The organism is Neobacillus rhizosphaerae (assembly GCF_937468385.1).
GTDB lineage: Bacteria > Bacillota > Bacilli > Bacillales > Cytobacillaceae > Neobacillus > Neobacillus rhizosphaerae.
Map to the genome: position 1 here is coordinate 153,742 of NZ_CALBWS010000001.1, position 18,038 is coordinate 171,779.

Genomic DNA, 18,038 nt, shown 5'->3' on the forward strand with positions numbered 1-18,038 from the left:
CAAAAAGTTATAATAAACTTGATGATATTATTCGTTTTGGGAGATGAAAAAATGTTTTCAAATATTGGTGTCCCTGGATTAATTTTGATCCTTACTGTTGCCTTAGTCATTTTTGGACCGAATAAACTCCCTGAAATTGGACGTGCTTTTGGTAAATCACTCCGTGAATTTAAAAAAGCAACCGAAGGAATTGCTGAGGATATTAAAGAAGAATTAAAAGAAGATATAAAAGAAGTAAAGCAAGATAAAATAGAGTTGAAGAAATAATAATTTATTAATAATTCCTAAGAAAGAGCCAATTCCAGAATTAGAATTGGCTCTTTCTTCTACCGTTATTCCTTTTTCAACATTTCTTTTATCCGTTGATTATGCTGTTTGGTTTGAACCAATAGTTGGTTTAAAAGAACCTTTGCTTGTTTTTCGTCTTTTTTCCCAACTGCAATTCTTAAATCATGGAACGTTTTCCAATGCCCTATTTCTTTTCCACCGTGTGCCTTTTTAATAAATTCCTCTTTCGTTAACTTACCTTCATCAAATTGCTTTTTTAGCTCTTCCATTTTGGCCAACTTCGCTTTTTTCCACTGTTCCCGTTTTCCGGCATTTTCCGGACTCATCCATTCTTTGCTGAGAGTTTTCTTTTCAGCAAGAACCTTAGTCCATTCGGCCTTTTTATCAGGAGAAAATTGGTCAACCCATAAAAGAAGTTTTTGCTCTTTTTCAGCCATATGAGATTGCCAATCTCTATGCATATTATGATGGTGCTTGCCTTCCTGACAATCACAAGGTGCATTTTCCGAATTTCCCCCCTTGGTGTTAGGCAGTTTACCGTTTGCTTCAGAAAAGCCTGGAACTGATACTAAAAACCCCAGGGTCAATAATAACATTTTAAGCTTCATAAATTCACCTTCCATATTTCATGTTTAGAATATCAATTCAATTTTTTTCGGCACGAAATTATTATTCCCCTTTTTCAAAAAAAAATTTACCAATTTGACAAAATTTTAGTGATAAAATACTTGAGATTTTATTCTAATTATCGTATCCTATGAATATAGAAGATATGTGAAATATTTCACAAGAAAAACAAGAGCGTATGCTCTAATTTTTAAGAACACAATTGTGAAATGCTTCACAATATAAATCGTAGAATAAACCTATTATTAGGTGTTAGGAGTGGGGAATATGTCAAAACCAAAAATTGTGATCCTTGGCGCAGGTTACGGGGGATTAATCACAAGTAAAAGCCTAGAAAAATTATTAAAATCTGGTGAAGCAGATGTTACCTTAATAAATAAACATGACTATCATTACCTTACAACACAGCTTCACAAAACAGGAGTTGGCACAGCTGCGGATCGTCAGATTGCGCTCTCAATACCTGAACTAATCAATTCTAACAAAACACAGTTTCTTAAAGCATCCGTATCTTCGGTAGATATCAAAAGCCAAGTTGTGCACCTTGAAGGCGGGGATACGGTTAACTATGATTATTTATTAATTGCACTTGGATTTGAGGTTGAAACGTTTGGTATTCCGGGTATAAAGGAAAATGCGTTAGAAATCCGAAGCTTTAGAAGTTCAAAAGCTATTTATCATCATATCATTAAACAATTTAACCTTTATAAAGAAGATCAAGATCCTTCACGACTAACCTTTGTCGTTGCTGGCGGCGGTTTTACTGGAATTGAGATGCTCGGAGAATTGGCTGATGGCTTACCTAAATTATGTAAAGAGCACGATATTCCATTTGAAAAAATAAGAATTGTTGCCATAGAGGCTGCCCCATCTGTGATTCCGTTTTTCCCTAAACAGTCCATTCAATATACTATGAACGTTTTGGAAAAGCGAAATATTGAATTAATCACAGGAACGAAAATTCTTGAATGTACTCCTGAAAAAGTTGTACTTGAAAATAATATTGAAGTTCCTACAAGGTCATTAATTTGGTCATGTGGTGTAAAAGGAAACACGATAGTTCATAAATGGGGGTTACCAATTGTCAAGGGCAAAATCGCAGTAGATTCTTATCTTCGCGTTAAGAACATGAACAATGTTTTTAGTATTGGCGATTGTTCTTTATTTTTGAAGGATGAAAAGAATGCCTTAGCACCGACTGCACAAGTGGCACTGCAACAAGCACCTTTGTGTGCGAAGAACATTGTTTCTTCCATTCGAGGTGAATCGTTAAAAGCATTTGAATATCACCATAAGGGTTCAGTTGCATCGATTGGTCTTATGGCTGCTGTTGGGAAAGTAGGTAATTTCCGCTTATCCGGCTTATTTGGAGCATTTATGAAGCAAGTTATTGAGGCACGCTACCTGTTTAATCTTGGCGGCCCATCTCTTATAATTAAGCAACACGTTGGTGTTAGCCGTGAACCAGTAAAAGTTACGGTAAAACAATAACGAAGATTGTGATAAAAATGCTTTTTCCCTGTCGGCAGGATTCCCCTCCCCTGCCCACTCATTGATTAGAATTATCCCTAATAGCACACGCCTTACATCCCCTACCTATAAGGCGAACAGCCCTATTCCGATTATATGGAATTGGGCTGTTTTTTTAACTGCATTTGATTATTGCCACTCTAAAAATTCAAGGCGATTACCAAATGGGTCGAATAGATGAATTCTGCTTGCTCCTGGGAGATTGTCGTCGCTAGTAAAAGCAACCTGCTTCTCGCTAAGATAAGTTTTTAATTCTTCAATATTTTCAACCACAAATGCAGGATGAGCTTTTTTGGCTGGTAAAAATGGTTCTTCTACCCCAATATGAAGTTGAAAAGTTCCAAATTCAAACCAAACCCCACCCCGTTTCTTTAATTCCTCTGGCTTTTCGACCTCTACTAGCCCGAGGACTCCGGCAAAAAATTCTCTGGCAGCTTCCTCACATTCCTTTGGCGCGGCAAGTTGGACATGATCAATTTTTTTCAATGTAAATGCCATTTTTCACCCTCCTTTTTTTCTTTCTACTCAACTATTTTATAAGATTTATAATTTTCTATCAAATACAAGTGCCGATTTACCGTATCTTTTTGACATAAAAGAAAAGAAATTCCGAAGGAATAGCTTTTCTTTAATAAACGTCTTTCTTAGTAAAGACAAAAAATGAAACGAATAAAGCGACTGCCCACCAAACGAACAATACCATCATTGAAAATGAGAGATTCATTCCCTCTATTGGAGGAGCGGTTCCTTTCATATAATCAGTTAACCGTAAATTAACCATAAAAAAATATTTGGCAGATTCCCATGAGGATACCATATTACTCAATATAGCCCCAGAGATTAAGGCAGCGAGCATTACTCCCATTCCTGCAGCAGTACTACGTATTAATACGGATAGCATGAAGGATAATGTCCCCACTACAATAGCCACAAACCACACAAGCCCAAAATCCATTAACAAAAACTTCCACAGGCTCAAAAGTTTAACTTCTGAGGTGTTTAACCCTGTGTCCGTTACATTAAAACCGGTTAAGATTGGTGCGCCCCAGCCTTTATATCCAAACACCACTCCTGAAATTATATAGGACAGTATACCTGTTATCGCAATGACCAATGAAATCGCCAAGCAAAGGGTGAGATATTTACTTAACAATACCTTCCACCTTTTCACCGGCCTCGTCAACAACAGCTTAATCGAACCAAGACTGTGTTCCGACGAAACCAAATCGCTGGCGATGACCATAACCATTAATGGGATGAATAAATCGATGGAGCTTTCCAAGAAAATTCTCATAAACGTTGGTGCACCCGGCTCAGTGGGATTGATATCATGGTCAAGATAGTATTTTTGTTGTTGTAGGGATATTTGCAGCTGTTTCTTCCATTCGTCAGTCATTCTGCTACTACTTAATCGATTAGTGGTATCAACAATCTGTTGTTGTAAAATGGTTCTCCAATCACTCGTTCCGAGTTTTTCACGTTGTGTTTGGACTTGCTTGTATTGTGCATATGTAAATAACATTACGAGAACGCCTATGATAATCGCTATCACAATTAGTCGTTTTTTGGCGATTAACTTCATCATTTCATTTTGAATCAGCTTATTCAATGGTATCACCCCCCGTTAATTCGAGGAACAAGTCTTCGAGCACTGGCATTTTTCGATTGATTTCAATAACCGAAACACCAGCTTCAACCAGTTGTTTATTCCATTCTGGTGTTTTCTTCTCATCGAACGCTGTCAAGATGGTACCATCCTCTTTTTCTTCAATTGTTGTCAATAAGCTTAAAACCTGTTTTCCTTTTTCAAAAGGAGAAAGGCGCCAAACCACTCGTTCCCGATTTTCAAGCAGATGCTGGACGGTGTCAACACGAATAATCGTCCCTTTTGAAATAATGGCTACCCTGTCACATAGTAATTGTATTTCACTTAATAAATGACTTGAAACAAGGACGCTTAGCCCTTCCTTTTCTGCCAGAAAACGAATAAATTGTCTCATCTCTCGAATTCCTGCCGGGTCCAGTCCATTAGTCGGTTCATCGAGAATGAGCACCTTGGGTTCACCTAAAAGTGCTTGGGCAATTCCGAGTCGCTGCCGCATTCCAAGTGAATAGGTTTTTACTTTATCATGAATTCTTTCTGTTAAACCCACGAGTTCAGTTACTTCGCTAATTCGTTCTTCCCTTACCCCTTCAATCATCCGAGCAAAATGGAGAAGATTATTATAGCCAGATAAATATGGATATAATTCTGGATTTTCAACGATACAACCAAGGTTGCTCATTGCTTCCTGAAAATTCTCTTCAATATTGAATCCACAGATGTGGATATCACCTGATGTTGGTTTGATAAGACCGACAATCATACGAATCGTGGTTGTTTTACCGGCACCATTTGGACCTAAGAAACCAAATACTTCACCTTCTTGTAAATCAAAAGTTAACCCTTTAATGATTTCTCTTTTGCCAATTTCTTTTTTAATATTTTTAACAGATAATGTAATTTTTTTCTCCATCGATTTCCTCTCCTTACCAGGTGAGCAATGAGGCCACTCTTTCGGCAATTAAACGATATCCTTTTGAATTTGGATGAAACTTGTCGGAATATAAATAATCATTCACTCTTAATTCAAATAAGTCAAATGTTGGTACAAACACGATTTTAGGATAGATGGCACTTACTTCTGCACTATCATAATTCCATTGACGAACGACCTTTGACATTTCTTTTCCCTGATCTAATTCAATAAATGGGTTATACAATCCAATGAAAAACACATTAGCATTGCTATTGTATTTGCGAATTTGGTCAAAAATAAATTTCAAGTTATCAAGATACTTTTTTTCAATCGTTGCAATTTCATCTGTTTTAAAATCTGATAATCCTTGACCCCCGCGGAACAAATCGTTGCCACCAATCGTCACCAATACGATATCTGCCTTTTGAATCTGACGACCAACTTCAGTTTCCTGCACTTGACTTCGAAGTTGTTCAGATCTTTGACCAATAATTCCAAGGTTGGTAAGCTGCACTGGACGCTTTGTTTTATCCTTAATTTCATCAATTAAGTCACCGACATAGCCTTTTCCCGTTTCATCACCAGTTCCTCTAGTTAATGAATCACCTAATGCCACAATGGTTAATCCTTTTTTATTTTCGACCTTCTTGCTAACGGTCTTTGCCTCGGGAACTTTCTCCGGTTTTCCAGCATAATATTCACCGACTGCCCAGCCAAGCCCGATAAGCCAGAGGAGGCAAAATAATACGGCTATGGCAGTTATCGAACGTATGACATTTTTATTCATGAATGACATCCTTTCTGGCCTTTTCTTTAATTTAATCATAGTTAAGATATGAAACAAACTTTCAACTCCTACATATTACTACAAATACTTTAAGGTTCGAAATTTCTTAACATTTCCAGGGATGATAAAAGGAATCCACAAGTGGATTCCAGATTATGCTCGTACCCGATGATTCTTTCCTATTTGGATTGGACAACAGATCGGCATACCCTTTTTTCCTGATTTAAATGTCAAATTGGTATTTTATCCTACCTTAGCTAGTCATAGTAATTTATTTATGATAATTCATGATGAAAATCACAAAAAAAGCCAGCTTTCTGTTGGAAGCTGGCTTACTGTTTCTTATTCTTCTAAATTCCCCTTAGGTCCAAAGAATTCAAAGTGAATTCTTTCTTCCCTAACTCCTAATTCTAATAATGAGCGATTAACAGCTTTCATAAAAGGAACCGGTCCACAGAAATAAAAATCTGCATCCGTGATAGATAGTTTCTCTTTCAACCATTCGCGTGTTACATAGCCTTCAACATCAAAGCGATTGTTCCGTCGGTCCTCTTCAGTAGGCGAATCATAGAAGAAATAGGAAGTTACGTTTTCAAGCTTAGACAAATCCTCTACTTCTCCTCTTAGTGCATGAACATTCCCATTTGCAGCTGCATGGACGAATGTAACACTACGTTCTGACTGAATTTCAACAATAGTTTTTAACATGCTCATCATTGGTGTTAAACCTACTCCACCACTAAGTAACACAACAGGAGTATTTTTCTCCGTATCTAAAACAAAATCACCTGCAGGGGCACTTACTTTTAAAACATCTCCAACGTTCACACCATCATGTAAATAATTGGATACCATTCCATCAGGATTTGCGGTTCCTGCCTCTCTCTTAACACTGACCCGATAATAATCCTTACCAGGAGCATCAGAGAGGCTATATTGGCGAATATGTGTGTACTTTTCACCTGCAATTTCTAGTTTAATACTAATATATTGACCCGGGATAAAATCAGCAATTCCCCTATTATCCTTAGGCATTAAGTAGAAAGAGGTAATAACATCGCTTTCGACCACTTTTCGGTCCACAACGAAGTTGCGGAATCCGTCCCAGCCTCCCTGCCTATTCGCCGCTTCATCATACATTTCTGCCTCAACACTGATAAAGGCATCAGCGATTACAGCATATGCTTGTCCCCAGGCATCAATGATTTCATCTGTTGCTGCTTCTCCTAACACATCCTTAATCGCTAATAAAAGGTGTTTACCAACAATTGGATAATGTTCAGGCTTAATTCCAAGACTTCTATGTTTATGAGCAATTTGTTTTACCACTGGAAGAATCGCTTCAAGATTATCAATATACATGGCAGCGGCATATACCGTTCCTGCAAGTGCTTTTTGCTGTTTGCCTTGTTTTTGATTGGCATGATTAAATATATTTAATAATTCTGGATGGTTACCGAACATCAATTGGTAAAATCGAGTGGTAATTGTTTCTCCGTGTTTTTCTAGTACTGGTACCGTTGATTTAATGATTTCAATTGTTTTTTGATTTAACAAACTAAACACTCCTTGTGTGTTTTTACTATGTGCATAGTGATTATATGAAATTTAACGCAATGGATAAGTGATTTAAATCACTTTATGTTATATTTGAATAATTCGAGCTAGACCAATTATCCTGTTTTTTTATGAAACCGAAACATATTACTGCTTTTTACCAAAGAGAAGCCACATTTCGAAAAATGACTATCATTCAGTTTCTTCCTCTTGCTTTTAACGTCTTTACTGACCTCAAAACTTCACAAAGTTTTCATTTTTCAACATGACAAATATAACTAGTAGGATAGTTTTCATTCTTGTATTGTTGAATCTAGTTCTAGACAATATGCCCTAGGTCATTATTTATGAATAAACTTACATATTTAGTTGGCACTTTTAAGAGAATGCTACTGGAGGAAGAGGATAATTATGAACAAAGCCAAAATTGCTTGGATTACCGACACAACGGCTTCGCTCAGCAAAGAATTTATTGAGCATCATCAAATACATGTTATTCCCTTGCACGTTGTCATTAACAATGAATTCTACAAAGAAACGGTTGATATTACTGAACAGGAATTTTATCAACGAATGAAAGATGAAGAAGGGAAATTCCAAACCTCCCAGACGTCAATTTCGGACTTTGTGGATCTTTATAAGGAATTAAAGGAAAACTACGATTTTGGCATTGCCATTCATGCTTCTAGTTTGTTAACTGGTACCTATCAATCATCGGTCATGGCAGCTGAGATGGAAGGCTTCAAACTGTTTGCGATTGATTCACAAACAGGTTCTTTCCCACTGTCATTTTTAATAAAAAAAGGCATTGACCTAGTAGAACAAGGGCTTGATGTTAAAGAAGTGGTTACACAATTAAAGGGATTACGCGAACACACTCGATTGTATTTAGTTCCATCAAATCTAGATCAGCTTCAGAAAAGCGGTCGAGTATCCGGAGGTCAAAAAATATTAGCTTCTCTTTTTAATATCAAGCCGATTTTATCGATTGAAGAGGGAGCAGCAAGGATTAAAGATAAAGTTCGTACCGAAAAAAAGGCCATAGCCTGGCTGGTAAATAAATTAAAAGAAGACCTTGAAACGAAAACGGTCAGCAAAGTAGCCATCGTCCATGCTAATGATCTTAAAAAAGCAACCGAGCTTGAAAAATATATTAACGAAACACTTCCAAATTTAGAAACAGAAATCTTGATGCTAATAACCGTTGCCGGAGTCCATACAGGTGTTGGAACACTTGGACTTTCCTGGGTTTGTGAATAAAAAACTAATATCGATGGCTTAAAGGCGCATGAAAGTTTATGTGCCTTTTTCATTTTTTTAAAAAAATATTAAAAAAATGTTATTTTATGGTACTATCAAAATATGATTGTACTCTTAATGCGATTGCTACTAATAATGTAGAAATGGATTGGTAAAGATGAAGAAAAAGAAAAGAATGATATCAATACTTGGTTTTCTAGTGGCTTTAGGAGTGATCTATGTTGGCCTGCTGCAATTTAAAATAAGTCAGTATAGCCATGTGGAAGCACCAAAGAACGCAGATTATTTAATCGTGCTTGGGGCAAGGGTGAAAGGTACTGTCCCTTCACTGGCATTTGCTAGCAGAATTAATGCAGCAGCTGCGTATTTAAAGAAAAACAAAGAAACACTCGTCATTGCATCAGGAGGAAAAGGTCCTGGAGAAGAAATTTCTGAGGCGGAATCAATCAAAAGAGAACTAGTAAAGCAAGGGATTGGAGAGTCGAGGATTATTTTAGAGGATCGTTCCACTGATACCTATGAAAATATTAGTTTTTCAAAAAAGCTGATCCCACAAGATGCTAAGCTCGGACTTATCGTTACGAATAATTTCCATCTTTATCGAGCGATTTCAATTGCCCGTGATCAGGATTTAGTTGTGAATGGACTCCCGGCAAAGACACCATTGAAGGCTGTTTTTAAATCCTATACCCGTGAATATTTGGCGATTACAAAATTCTATTTGAAAAGATATCTCCTTGATTGAATGAAAGCTCGACCTCCAGTTCGAGCTCTTCATTCATTTATCACTTTATTTTTGCATATATACATGTATCACGAATTTCTTTGCCATCTGCAGAAATACCATCATTTTTTAAAATTCCTTCTAATACAAAACCTAATCGTTCAGGAATAGCTTTACTTCTAATATTTCTTGGATCACAGCGAATCTCAACCCTTCTTGCTTTCAACTCACTGAAAGCAAAGTTCATGATTCCCTCTACTGCCTCAGTCATGTAGCCTTTTCCGGTATATCTCGTATCAATCCAATAACCAATTTCAAACTTTGGCACATCCCAGTTGATTCTATGTAAACCAGAAGAACCGATAAATTCTCCAGTTTCCCGATTGAATATGTGCAGTCTTAAATCCTCTCTGATTAAAAACTTGGCGTGTGCGTCCCGAATATTTGCCTCTACATCCTGTTGTATTTGTTCTTTGTGTGCAAACGGCAGCCAAGGCTTCAGTTCATTTAATGATGCCTGTATTGCCTTATATACCGCTTTCCCATCTCCAGGCATTGGCTTTTGTATGAACAATCTCTTAGTATAAAACTCTTCTGGAAAATCTAATAAAATGGGTTTCATATGTATGCTTCCCCCTTCTAAATAGTAAAAATTCGCTAAAATTCTTTGAATTCCTTTTTTTCTAGAAAATGAATAATGATCTAATCGCTGATAAACTTGCAGAAATCACTGTTAAAGTGGAATCGTCACTCTCTGAGTCCCATCTAAGTCTTTTTTTCTCACCCTCGTACACTCTTTTAGAGTAGAGTCAAAAAAAGACTCTTCCAGTATGGAAGAGCCCTGTCAAAAAGTTATTTTAGTATGCTTTTGCCCAATAAACCATTTGTTTCGCGTCTTTTCCGCAGCAAACACATTTATCTGAGACCTGTTCTTGCTCAAATGGGATACATCTTGATGTTGCTCCTGTATCTTCCTTGATTTTTTCCTCACAGGCTAATTCGCCGCACCACATCGCTTTGATAAAACCAGGTTTTGCTTCTAGGGTTTCTTTTAATTCCACAAGGTTTTCAGCAATTGATGTTCTCTCTTCACGATGCATTAATGCTTTGTTATATAAATTTGATTGAATGTCATCCAATAATTCCACAAGCTTTGTATCTAATTGATCTAAAGGAACGATTACTTTCTCAAGGGTATCTCTTCTTACCAGCACAACCTGTTTATTTTCGATGTCTTTTGGTCCCACTTCAAGTCGGACTGGGATTCCCTTCATTTCGTACTCGTTGAATTTCCAGCCTGGCTTTTTATCACTTGCATCAATATTGACACGTGCAACCTGTCCAAGCGACTTCTTCAAATCATAGGCAAAATCAAGGACCCCTTCTTTATGCTGGGCAATTGGCACAATCATAACTTGTGTTGGTGCTGCTTTAGGTGGAATGACTAGGCCTCGATCGTCGCCGTGAACCATAATTAAGGCACCGATAATCCTTGTTGTAAAACCCCATGATGTTTGATGCACATATTGCAGCTTTCCTTCTTTGTCGGTGTATTGAATTCCAAACGCCTCGGCAAATCCAGTACCAAAATGGTGAGAAGTACCTGATTGCAATGCTTTACCATCATGCATTAAGCTTTCAATCGTGAAAGTTGCTTTTGCACCTGCAAATTTTTCCTTCTCCGTCTTTTGCCCTTTTACAACTGGAATAGCAAGAATCGTTTCACAAAGTTCGGCATAAACATTCAGCATCTTAATGGTTTCTTCCATGGCATCTTCATCGGTTGCATGCGCAGTGTGGCCTTCCTGCCATAAAAACTCTAATGTGCGAAGGAATGGACGAGTTGTTTTTTCCCAGCGGACAACGTTTGCCCATTGGTTATATAGTTTTGGTAAATCACGATATGAATGAATGATATTGCTATAATGTTCGCAAAATAGAACCTCTGACGTTGGGCGGACAACCAATCTTTCTGCTAACGGTTCAGACCCTCCATGAGTTACCCATGCTACTTCAGGTGCAAAGCCCTCAACATGATCTTTTTCCTTTTGAAGCAAGCTTTCTGGAATAAATAATGGCATATAAACATTTTCATGCCCAGTTTCTTTGATACGGTGATCAAGTTCATTTTTAATATTATCCCATAAAGCATATCCGTATGGACGGATGATCATCGAACCGCGAACACTTGAATAATCAATTAAATCTGCTTTCGTAACTACATCTGTATACCACTGGGCGAAATCCTCGTCCATGCTAGTAACATCTTTAACAAATTCCTTAGCCATTTTTGACACCTCATTATTTTTTTTATAAAAAAGCAAAAAATTTTCGACTTTGAGAATTGGCCAGCTTCAACGCCCAACGGCTAGTGTACTTCGTTCTACTCCCTGCGATAAGTCAACATCGGATCGCTATTGCTCTCCGTGTTTCCAATACTCATTCGAAGCGCTCCCGTCGATACGCCACTAAACGGGCGCTTGTGCTTTTCTCAATACAAAAAGGCCTTGATCCTAAAAAGGGACCAAGGCCTGGCGGTACCACCCTAAATTCATAAAGCCATTGCTTTATACTCTTTCCATGATAACGGACTTTATCCGCATGTATCTTCAATTTAATCCGATACAGAACTCGGAGGCAGGTTCAAATGACCGTCTTAAGAAACCTCGCACCAGTGGTTTCCTCTCTTGGTAAGACATTTTCAATTTACTAATCCCCGTCATTGTTTCAATAGTATTTTTGAAAATTATATAGTTCCCAAGTTCAAAAGTCAATTCTATCGTAGAAAATTTTTATCAATTGCCTCAAATACTCACCTTTCTCCTCTTTAAACTAAACAATAAGTAGGTTAAAATGCAAGTATTAGAAAAAACGGGGTGATGTGCATGAAGAAAGATGAAAAGGATGAATTCGAGCAAGAGGAAGAAGAAAAAGAATTTTTACTTGATTACATCAAAATGCAAAATGAAGCCCTAAAGAGAATTTATAAAAATACACTTGATAAAGAAAAAGATAAATAACCTTTTCCCAATATTCTTCCTGAACAATTATCTTCAGTAAGATTCATAAAAAATTCATATTAATCACGTAATATACAAATTTGAATTAGCTATTTGCATTTATAATACTCTTATGTTGTTTATTTTATTTAATCTATTAAATTCACATAAGAGGAGCTATAAAATGACAGTTTTTTCGATTATTTCAGCAGCGATCGTTGCTATTGGCACCGGCTATTCTATTTATCTTGTATACCAAAATAAAGATAAACTGACGAACCTATCAGGAATTATGATCAGCATGGTTATTGCGGTCATAACAGGGCTACTTTCCGGTAGTATCACTGGAATTCTCTCTGGTGAGATGTTTCTTGTCGTTGGTGTTAGTATGATTATTGGTTTTGTGATTGGATTCTTAGCTGGACATCCCGTCGGAATTTTGGCCATCCTCATGGGATCTATTTCTGGGTTGATGGGCGGAATCATTGGCGCAATACTTGGTGTCTTTATCCAATTTATCAATCCGACAATTTTGTTGGGTATTTTATTAGGTTTTTATGTGGTCATTATTGGATTCGTGATAGCGTTTATTTTCGTGGAAACGAACAATAAATTTACCCTTGATACAGAAGAGCTTTCGCCTTTTGCCATTATTGCAGGAGGAGTGGTGATTGTATCTTTGTTTTTATTTATGTATAGCAGTGATATGGTCAAAATTCCTGGTAAAAATGATTCAGCTCAAGCACAAACACAAGTTAACCAAGATGCAAGCGGTTCAACCGCTGATAAAACGGAAGTGGATGTTACGAAAGAAAGCACTCCAAAAATCAAGATGCAAGTCACTAATAAAGGGTACACTCCTAACGTACTCCGCGTAAAAAAAGGTGTACCAGTGGAACTTGAAATTGAAAATCCCGGTAATAATAGCTGCTTTTCAACCTTTATGATGCCAGATTTTAATTTAAACAACATCAACCTTAAAACCGGTACAACGAAATTAACCTTTACTCCTGATAAAACAGGCGAATACACCTTTAGCTGTGGTATGAAAATGTATAAAGGAACAGTTATTGTTGAATAGATAAATAAGGCAATCATCATTTGGATAGAAATATTCCACATGCATATTGAAGCCAAAATAATAGCTGCCGATGATTCTCGGCAGCCTATTCTTTAGTTTGATATTCCCTCTAGGTCATCGTTCTGACGCTTCTTTCTCTTCCTCTCCGTACGGAGAACCTTTATCGATAAATAAATACCTGAACCAGTTAGGAACATCATCGCAATTGCAGCTAGGTCAATTAACCACTTAATGTTTGTATTGCCAATTCTTCCTTCGTGTAGGCTGCGAATAGTGCCTAGTATTCCTTGAGACTCCCGTGCTCGAAATCCTCCGTTAAAGTTTCCGTTGCCGCCAAATCCTCGCTGGCCCTGAAATTGTCCACCTCCATTAAAACCATTCTGTCCTTGCCACTGACCATTAGTTTGGCCGTTAGCTTGGCCTGAATCTTGTGTCGTTCCTGGGGTAGCCTGTCCTTGATTATATTGTCCCGATTGGAATGTACCCCTTCCCACTTCAATTTGTGATTGACCGATTAACCAAGGCTCATTCATCAACAATCCAGTGATGGACTCCATAAAAATTAAAACGGAGGCAATTAAGCCGATCCATAAATGTGCCTTTCTCATTTTTTTCATTAATTAATTTCTCCCTTCAGATTTTCTTGTTGCACACCATTTGCTTGTGCCATTGATAAACTCATTATGAAAGGAGTTCCTTAAGATTTTCTTAAAAAAACTATCATGAGCCTCAACTCCCAACCCAACCATGGAAATAAATTTAGAGAACATGCCTTAGTCACCTAATAAAGGCGGTGAGAGCAGAGCTAGACTTCACATCTTTCGTCTAGTGAAATGGGCATTTCACTTTAACTGGTTAAAGTGATTCATTTTTGCGGCGCTCCGCCCCTTTTCCATACAAAAATAATGAACCAAACAATTAATTGACACTATTACTTAATCCGTTATATAGTTTAACAAGTGAATAGTTAAATGGTTTAACTAATTTTTCGAAGAGGTGAAAATCACTATGGACAACAAGATTATTCAAGAATTAATTGACCGCTATGTAACCGTTTCCTTTCAAGTACATAAAAAAGCCGAGTCGTTAATTAAAGGACAGCTTAGCAATGAATTGACAAACGATCAGCACTTCACATTAAGGTATATCCATCAGTCCGGGGAATGTACTTCGACGGAATTAGCGGATGCTTTTCAGGTGAATAAAAGTGCGATTACAGCGATTATCAATCGGATGGCCGACAGAGGACTGATTCAAAGGACGCGTGATGAAAACGATCGAAGAGTTGTTTATTTAACTTTAACCGATGAAGGGATTAATCTTTACCAAAATTGCCAAGAAAAAGTTACACTATTAGTCGAGTCGATTATTACGCAATTTAACGAAACTGAAATTACCACTTTTATCAATACGTATGAAAAATTGGCCCTGATATTGGACAACATGAAACAGGAAGAATTGGGGGGAATTGAAAGTGAGAGCGATAATTAAAGGAAAATGGATTATCTTAGTCGCATGGATTTTCGTTATCACTACTCTTTTTATCGTAGCGCCGAATATGGAAACTCTCGTGCGTGAGAAAGGACAAATATCCGTTCCGCAAGGGTACTCCTCTACGATTGCGCAAAAAATTCTTAAAGATGTACAGTCAAGTGAAAACAAAGGCAACTATTTGCAAACAGCACTCGTATTCCATAGTGATAAAAAGCTAACGAAAGGAGATTTTTCGAAGGCCGAAAAAGCTGTTAAACAGCTTGAAAAGAACAAAAATGAACTCGGCATTACTGAAATTCTTACCCATTTCAATCAGGAACAATTGAAGGGTCAGCTTGTGTCAAAGGATGGAAAAACGATCCTCGTATCACTGAAAGTGACAGCAACTGGGCGAGAGGCAAAAGATATTTCAAAAGATTTATATCAAGCGATTGACCATGTCAAACTTAATCATTATTATACTGGCAGTTGGGTGATTAATGAGGATCTTGTTACTAATTCACAAGAAGGCTTGAAAAAAACCGAAGGCATCACAGTTGGATTCATTTTGGTTGTTTTACTCTTAGTATTTAGATCTGCTGTTGCACCAATTATACCGCTAGTGACAGTAGGATTCAGTTATCTTACCGCCCAATCCATTGTTAGTTTATTAGTTGATAACGTTAATTTCCCCATATCCACCTTTACGCAAATTTTCTTAGTCGCAGTACTTTTCGGGATAGGGACGGATTATTGTATTTTGCTTCTTAGCCGTTTTAAGGAGGAACTTGCTAAAGGTGAACATGTTATTGAAGCCATTATTACCACGTATCGAACTGCAGGAAAAACCGTTTTATTTAGTGGTATTGCGGTTTTAATTGGATTTGCATCTATTGGTTTTTCAACCTTTCAGCTTTACAAATCGGCAGCAGCCGTCGCTGTCGGGGTTGCGATTCTGTTAATTGCCCTCGTTACAGTGGTTCCATTTTTTATGGCAGTACTTGGAAAAAAACTATTTTGGCCATCAAAAGGCAAACTTGAGCATGGTGATAGTAAATTCTGGGGATTTGCCGGAAAATTTGCACTAGCACGACCGTTGATTGCTTTAATCATTGTCGCCATTATTTCAGTTCCATTCTTATTCACCTATAAAGATCAATTATCATTTAACTCGCTTGAAGAAATCAGCGATGATTATCCTTCGATAAAAGGCTTCAATATCATTTCTGACTCCTTTGGCCCCGGTGAATCGATGCCGACGCAAATTGTCATTAAAAACGATGATAAAATGAACACATCCGACTATATTGCCCTTACTGAAACAATTAGCCAGGAGCTGAGTAAAGTAACTGCCGTTAAAACGATTCGTTCTATCACCCGACCGACTGGCACTCCGATTGATGATTTTTATCTTTCAAAACAAGTGGGAAGTCTTGGGGACGGACTGGGCAAAGGAAATGATGGGATTAAAAAAATCAGAGACGGTCTTTCTGAAGCTGGCGGACAGATGGCTGCAAATCAGCCTAAAATCCAGGAAGCAACAAATGGTATTAGTCAGTTAATTACAGGAACCAACGATTTAAAAACAGGGATGGGAGATATTCAAGGAGGTCTTTCAGAAATAGAGAAGGGACTTAAAGGCGGCTCCCTTGCGTCTACCCAGATAAAAGAAGGGCTGGCACAGATCAAGGATAAATCAAAAGAAGTTTTAGCTGGAAGCAAACAATTACTAGATGGCTATAAACAGGCTGGGACAGGATTATCAACTCTTGCCGAAAATTACGACCAAATCGCTGGGGGTCTTGATTCTTTACATCAATCTCTTAAAGCAACAGATCAATATTTTACAAATCTTAAAAATGATTATCCCGACATCGAGCAAAATCAAAACTATCAAGCAATTAAAATGACCGTAGCAGGTGCAAAAGCTGCAACTGATTCGACAATAAAAGATCCAAAACTTTCATTAGCTACCAGTCTAAACACCTTAAATGCCGGCCTAAAAGATGCCACAAACGGACTTAATTTTGCTAACAGTAATTTTGCCAAGTTAACTGTTGGTCAACAACAGTTGGTAAACGGAATGGAACATCTTTTGTCAGGCATTGAACAGCTAGAAGCCGGACTATATAAGATGGATGACGGCCAAGGAAAAATCATAAATGGCCTTCCTAAATTTACGGTTGGTTTAAGCGGTTTAAATGAAGGGCAGCAGCAACTCCTCACAGGCTTTGAAGACATGGGTAGCCAAATCTCACAGCTTTCAGACGGCTTAACCCAAAGTGCTGATGGGTTATATCAAGTATCTGATGGTCTTAATTCTGCCCAAGATTATCTGACGGATGTATCAAAGCAGAAACAAAACGGGTTTTATATTCCGCAGAACGTGCTGGATAGCAAGGATTTTGAGCAAGCACTCAACGCCTATTTGTCCAAGGATCGCAAAGTAATGACGATTGATGTCGTCTTTAATAAAAATCCCTATTCCAATGAAGCAATTGATCGAATCCCAGGAATTAAACACGCGGTCAAACGAGCAATTAAGGATACTAAACTTGAAAATGCAAAAGTGGCCATTGGTGGTGTGTCTAGTATGCACAATGATCTTGAGATGATTTCCAAGGCAGATTATACACGGACCGTTGTGCTTATGCTTATAGGGATTAGTATCATTTTAATTATTTTACTTCGTTCTATCATTATGCCACTTTACCTAATTGGTTCATTAATATTAACCTACTATACTTCGATGGCTATAACAGAATCGATTTTTGTCCATTTATTGGGTTATTCAGGAATTAGCTGGGCCGTACCATTCTTTGCCTTTGTCATATTAGTTGCGCTTGGTATTGATTACAGTATTTTCTTAATGGACCGGTTCAATGAATACCGGCATTTACCGGTTGAACAAGCGATCCTGCAATCGATGAAAAAGATGGGCACCGTCATTATTTCAGCTGCCATCATCTTAGGTGGGACATTCGCCGCAATGATGCCATCCGGCGTTTTATCATTGCTCGAAATTGCTACAATTCTATTAATCGGTCTTGCCTTGTACGCATTAATTGTCCTTCCCTTGTTTGTACCTGTCATGGTGAAAACATTTGGTGAAGCCAATTGGTGGCCATTTAGAAAAAAGAATAATAACGTAAATCATTCGAATGAATAAAAAAGAAGGAAGGGACTGACTTCA

The 18,038-nt window shown here is 37.6% G+C and carries 17 protein-coding genes and 1 other annotated feature; of the genes, 8 read left to right on the plus strand and 9 right to left on the minus strand.

Going from position 1 to position 18,038, the window contains the following annotated elements; all coding sequences use genetic code 11:
* Positions 1-51 precede the first annotated feature (51 nt).
* Positions 52-267, plus strand: a complete 216-nt coding sequence (locus M5A78_RS00745; protein ID WP_248733374.1) for a twin-arginine translocase TatA/TatE family subunit — start codon at positions 52-54, stop codon at positions 265-267.
* A gap of 65 nt (positions 268-332) precedes the next feature.
* Here M5A78_RS00745 and M5A78_RS00750 read toward each other — a convergent pair whose 3' ends face one another.
* Positions 333-896 carry a hypothetical protein gene (locus tag M5A78_RS00750; RefSeq protein WP_248733375.1) on the minus strand — a complete coding sequence of 188 codons (564 nt, stop codon included), beginning with the start codon at positions 894-896 and terminating at the stop codon, positions 333-335.
* A 286-nt stretch (positions 897-1,182) separates the two neighbouring features.
* Between M5A78_RS00750 and M5A78_RS00755 the strand changes: the two genes are divergently transcribed.
* On the plus strand, positions 1,183-2,406 hold the full coding sequence (locus M5A78_RS00755) for an NAD(P)/FAD-dependent oxidoreductase (protein ID WP_248733376.1): 1,224 nt from the start codon (positions 1,183-1,185) through the stop codon (positions 2,404-2,406).
* Between the two features lie 168 nt (positions 2,407-2,574).
* Here the strand turns inward: M5A78_RS00755 and M5A78_RS00760 are convergent, their stop codons facing one another.
* The 5 genes from M5A78_RS00760 to hmpA all read right to left on the minus strand — a co-directional run bounded on the left by M5A78_RS00760 (position 2,575) and on the right by hmpA (position 7,308).
* A complete protein-coding gene (locus tag M5A78_RS00760) occupies positions 2,575-2,943 on the minus strand; it encodes a VOC family protein (RefSeq protein ID WP_248733377.1) in 369 nt (122 codons plus the stop codon).
* Positions 2,944-3,073: 130 nt separating this feature from the next.
* A complete protein-coding gene (locus M5A78_RS00765; protein WP_248733378.1) occupies positions 3,074-4,054 on the minus strand; it encodes an ABC transporter permease in 981 nt (326 codons plus the stop codon).
* Positions 4,047-4,961 (minus strand): ABC transporter ATP-binding protein, encoded by a 915-nt coding sequence (locus tag M5A78_RS00770; RefSeq protein WP_248733379.1) that lies wholly within the window; start codon positions 4,959-4,961, stop codon positions 4,047-4,049. The genes M5A78_RS00765 and M5A78_RS00770 overlap by 8 nt, the downstream gene beginning before the upstream one ends.
* A gap of 13 nt (positions 4,962-4,974) precedes the next feature.
* Positions 4,975-5,751, minus strand: a complete 777-nt coding sequence (locus M5A78_RS00775; RefSeq protein ID WP_248733380.1) for an SGNH/GDSL hydrolase family protein — start codon at positions 5,749-5,751, stop codon at positions 4,975-4,977.
* Positions 5,752-6,093: 342 nt separating this feature from the next.
* Entirely contained in the window at positions 6,094-7,308 is a 1,215-nt protein-coding gene (gene hmpA, locus M5A78_RS00780) for an NO-inducible flavohemoprotein (RefSeq protein ID WP_248733381.1), read from the minus strand.
* Between the two features lie 411 nt (positions 7,309-7,719).
* Between hmpA and M5A78_RS00785 the strand changes: the two genes are divergently transcribed.
* Both M5A78_RS00785 and M5A78_RS00790 read left to right on the plus strand, forming a co-directional pair.
* Complete coding sequence (locus tag M5A78_RS00785) at positions 7,720-8,568, plus strand: DegV family protein (RefSeq protein ID WP_248733382.1); 849 nt, start codon at positions 7,720-7,722, stop codon at positions 8,566-8,568.
* Positions 8,569-8,725: 157 nt separating this feature from the next.
* Positions 8,726-9,313 (plus strand): YdcF family protein, encoded by a 588-nt coding sequence (locus tag M5A78_RS00790; RefSeq protein WP_248733383.1) that lies wholly within the window; start codon positions 8,726-8,728, stop codon positions 9,311-9,313.
* 40 nt (positions 9,314-9,353) lie between these two features.
* On the opposite strand, the gene M5A78_RS00795 is transcribed toward M5A78_RS00790, so the two are convergent.
* Together M5A78_RS00795 and proS are read right to left on the minus strand one after the other, a co-directional pair.
* Positions 9,354-9,914, minus strand: a complete 561-nt coding sequence (locus tag M5A78_RS00795) for a GNAT family N-acetyltransferase (protein ID WP_248733384.1) — start codon at positions 9,912-9,914, stop codon at positions 9,354-9,356.
* Positions 9,915-10,149: 235 nt separating this feature from the next.
* Positions 10,150-11,580 carry a proline--tRNA ligase gene (gene proS, locus M5A78_RS00800; RefSeq protein WP_406603650.1) on the minus strand — a complete coding sequence of 477 codons (1,431 nt, stop codon included), beginning with the start codon at positions 11,578-11,580 and terminating at the stop codon, positions 10,150-10,152.
* A gap of 228 nt (positions 11,581-11,808) precedes the next feature.
* Positions 11,809-12,024: a binding site (T-box leader), on the minus strand.
* 153 nt (positions 12,025-12,177) lie between these two features.
* Between proS and M5A78_RS24650 the strand changes: the two genes are divergently transcribed.
* Positions 12,178-12,312: a hypothetical protein gene (locus M5A78_RS24650; RefSeq protein ID WP_264760423.1), complete on the plus strand. Its 135-nt coding sequence runs from the start codon at positions 12,178-12,180 to the stop codon at positions 12,310-12,312.
* Positions 12,313-12,475: 163 nt separating this feature from the next.
* On the plus strand, positions 12,476-13,372 hold the full coding sequence (locus M5A78_RS00805; RefSeq protein WP_248733385.1) for a cupredoxin domain-containing protein: 897 nt from the start codon (positions 12,476-12,478) through the stop codon (positions 13,370-13,372).
* A gap of 92 nt (positions 13,373-13,464) precedes the next feature.
* On the opposite strand, the gene M5A78_RS00810 is transcribed toward M5A78_RS00805, so the two are convergent.
* Positions 13,465-13,989, minus strand: a complete 525-nt coding sequence (locus M5A78_RS00810) for a PepSY-associated TM helix domain-containing protein (RefSeq protein ID WP_248733386.1) — start codon at positions 13,987-13,989, stop codon at positions 13,465-13,467.
* Between the two features lie 391 nt (positions 13,990-14,380).
* Here M5A78_RS00810 and M5A78_RS00815 point away from each other — a divergent pair, with 391 nt between their 5' ends.
* Positions 14,381-14,863 carry a MarR family winged helix-turn-helix transcriptional regulator gene (locus M5A78_RS00815; protein WP_248733387.1) on the plus strand — a complete coding sequence of 161 codons (483 nt, stop codon included), beginning with the start codon at positions 14,381-14,383 and terminating at the stop codon, positions 14,861-14,863.
* Complete coding sequence (locus M5A78_RS00820) at positions 14,847-18,014, plus strand: MMPL family transporter (protein ID WP_248733388.1); 3,168 nt, start codon at positions 14,847-14,849, stop codon at positions 18,012-18,014. The genes M5A78_RS00815 and M5A78_RS00820 overlap by 17 nt, the downstream gene beginning before the upstream one ends.
* Positions 18,015-18,038: the final 24 nt, after the last annotated feature.

Bases quoted from the DNA above. Each gene is read 5' to 3' on its own strand.
- M5A78_RS00745 (WP_248733374.1), top strand. From the start codon at position 52: ATGTTTTCAAATATTGGTGTCCCTGGATTAATTTTGATCCTTACTGTT.
- M5A78_RS00755 (WP_248733376.1), top strand. From the start codon at position 1,183: ATGTCAAAACCAAAAATTGTGATCCTTGGCGCAGGTTACGGGGGATTA.
- M5A78_RS00750 (WP_248733375.1), bottom strand. From the start codon at position 896: ATGAAGCTTAAAATGTTATTATTGACCCTGGGGTTTTTAGTATCAGTT.
- M5A78_RS00770 (WP_248733379.1), bottom strand. From the start codon at position 4,961: ATGGAGAAAAAAATTACATTATCTGTTAAAAATATTAAAAAAGAAATT.
- M5A78_RS00810 (WP_248733386.1), bottom strand. From the start codon at position 13,989: ATGAAAAAAATGAGAAAGGCACATTTATGGATCGGCTTAATTGCCTCC.
- M5A78_RS00790 (WP_248733383.1), top strand. From the start codon at position 8,726: ATGAAGAAAAAGAAAAGAATGATATCAATACTTGGTTTTCTAGTGGCT.
- M5A78_RS00805 (WP_248733385.1), top strand. From the start codon at position 12,476: ATGACAGTTTTTTCGATTATTTCAGCAGCGATCGTTGCTATTGGCACC.
- M5A78_RS00775 (WP_248733380.1), bottom strand. From the start codon at position 5,751: ATGAATAAAAATGTCATACGTTCGATAACTGCCATAGCCGTATTATTT.
- proS (WP_406603650.1), bottom strand. From the start codon at position 11,580: ATGGCTAAGGAATTTGTTAAAGATGTTACTAGCATGGACGAGGATTTC.
- M5A78_RS00760 (WP_248733377.1), bottom strand. From the start codon at position 2,943: ATGGCATTTACATTGAAAAAAATTGATCATGTCCAACTTGCCGCGCCA.
- M5A78_RS24650 (WP_264760423.1), top strand. From the start codon at position 12,178: ATGAAGAAAGATGAAAAGGATGAATTCGAGCAAGAGGAAGAAGAAAAA.
- M5A78_RS00815 (WP_248733387.1), top strand. From the start codon at position 14,381: ATGGACAACAAGATTATTCAAGAATTAATTGACCGCTATGTAACCGTT.
- M5A78_RS00795 (WP_248733384.1), bottom strand. From the start codon at position 9,914: ATGAAACCCATTTTATTAGATTTTCCAGAAGAGTTTTATACTAAGAGA.
- M5A78_RS00785 (WP_248733382.1), top strand. From the start codon at position 7,720: ATGAACAAAGCCAAAATTGCTTGGATTACCGACACAACGGCTTCGCTC.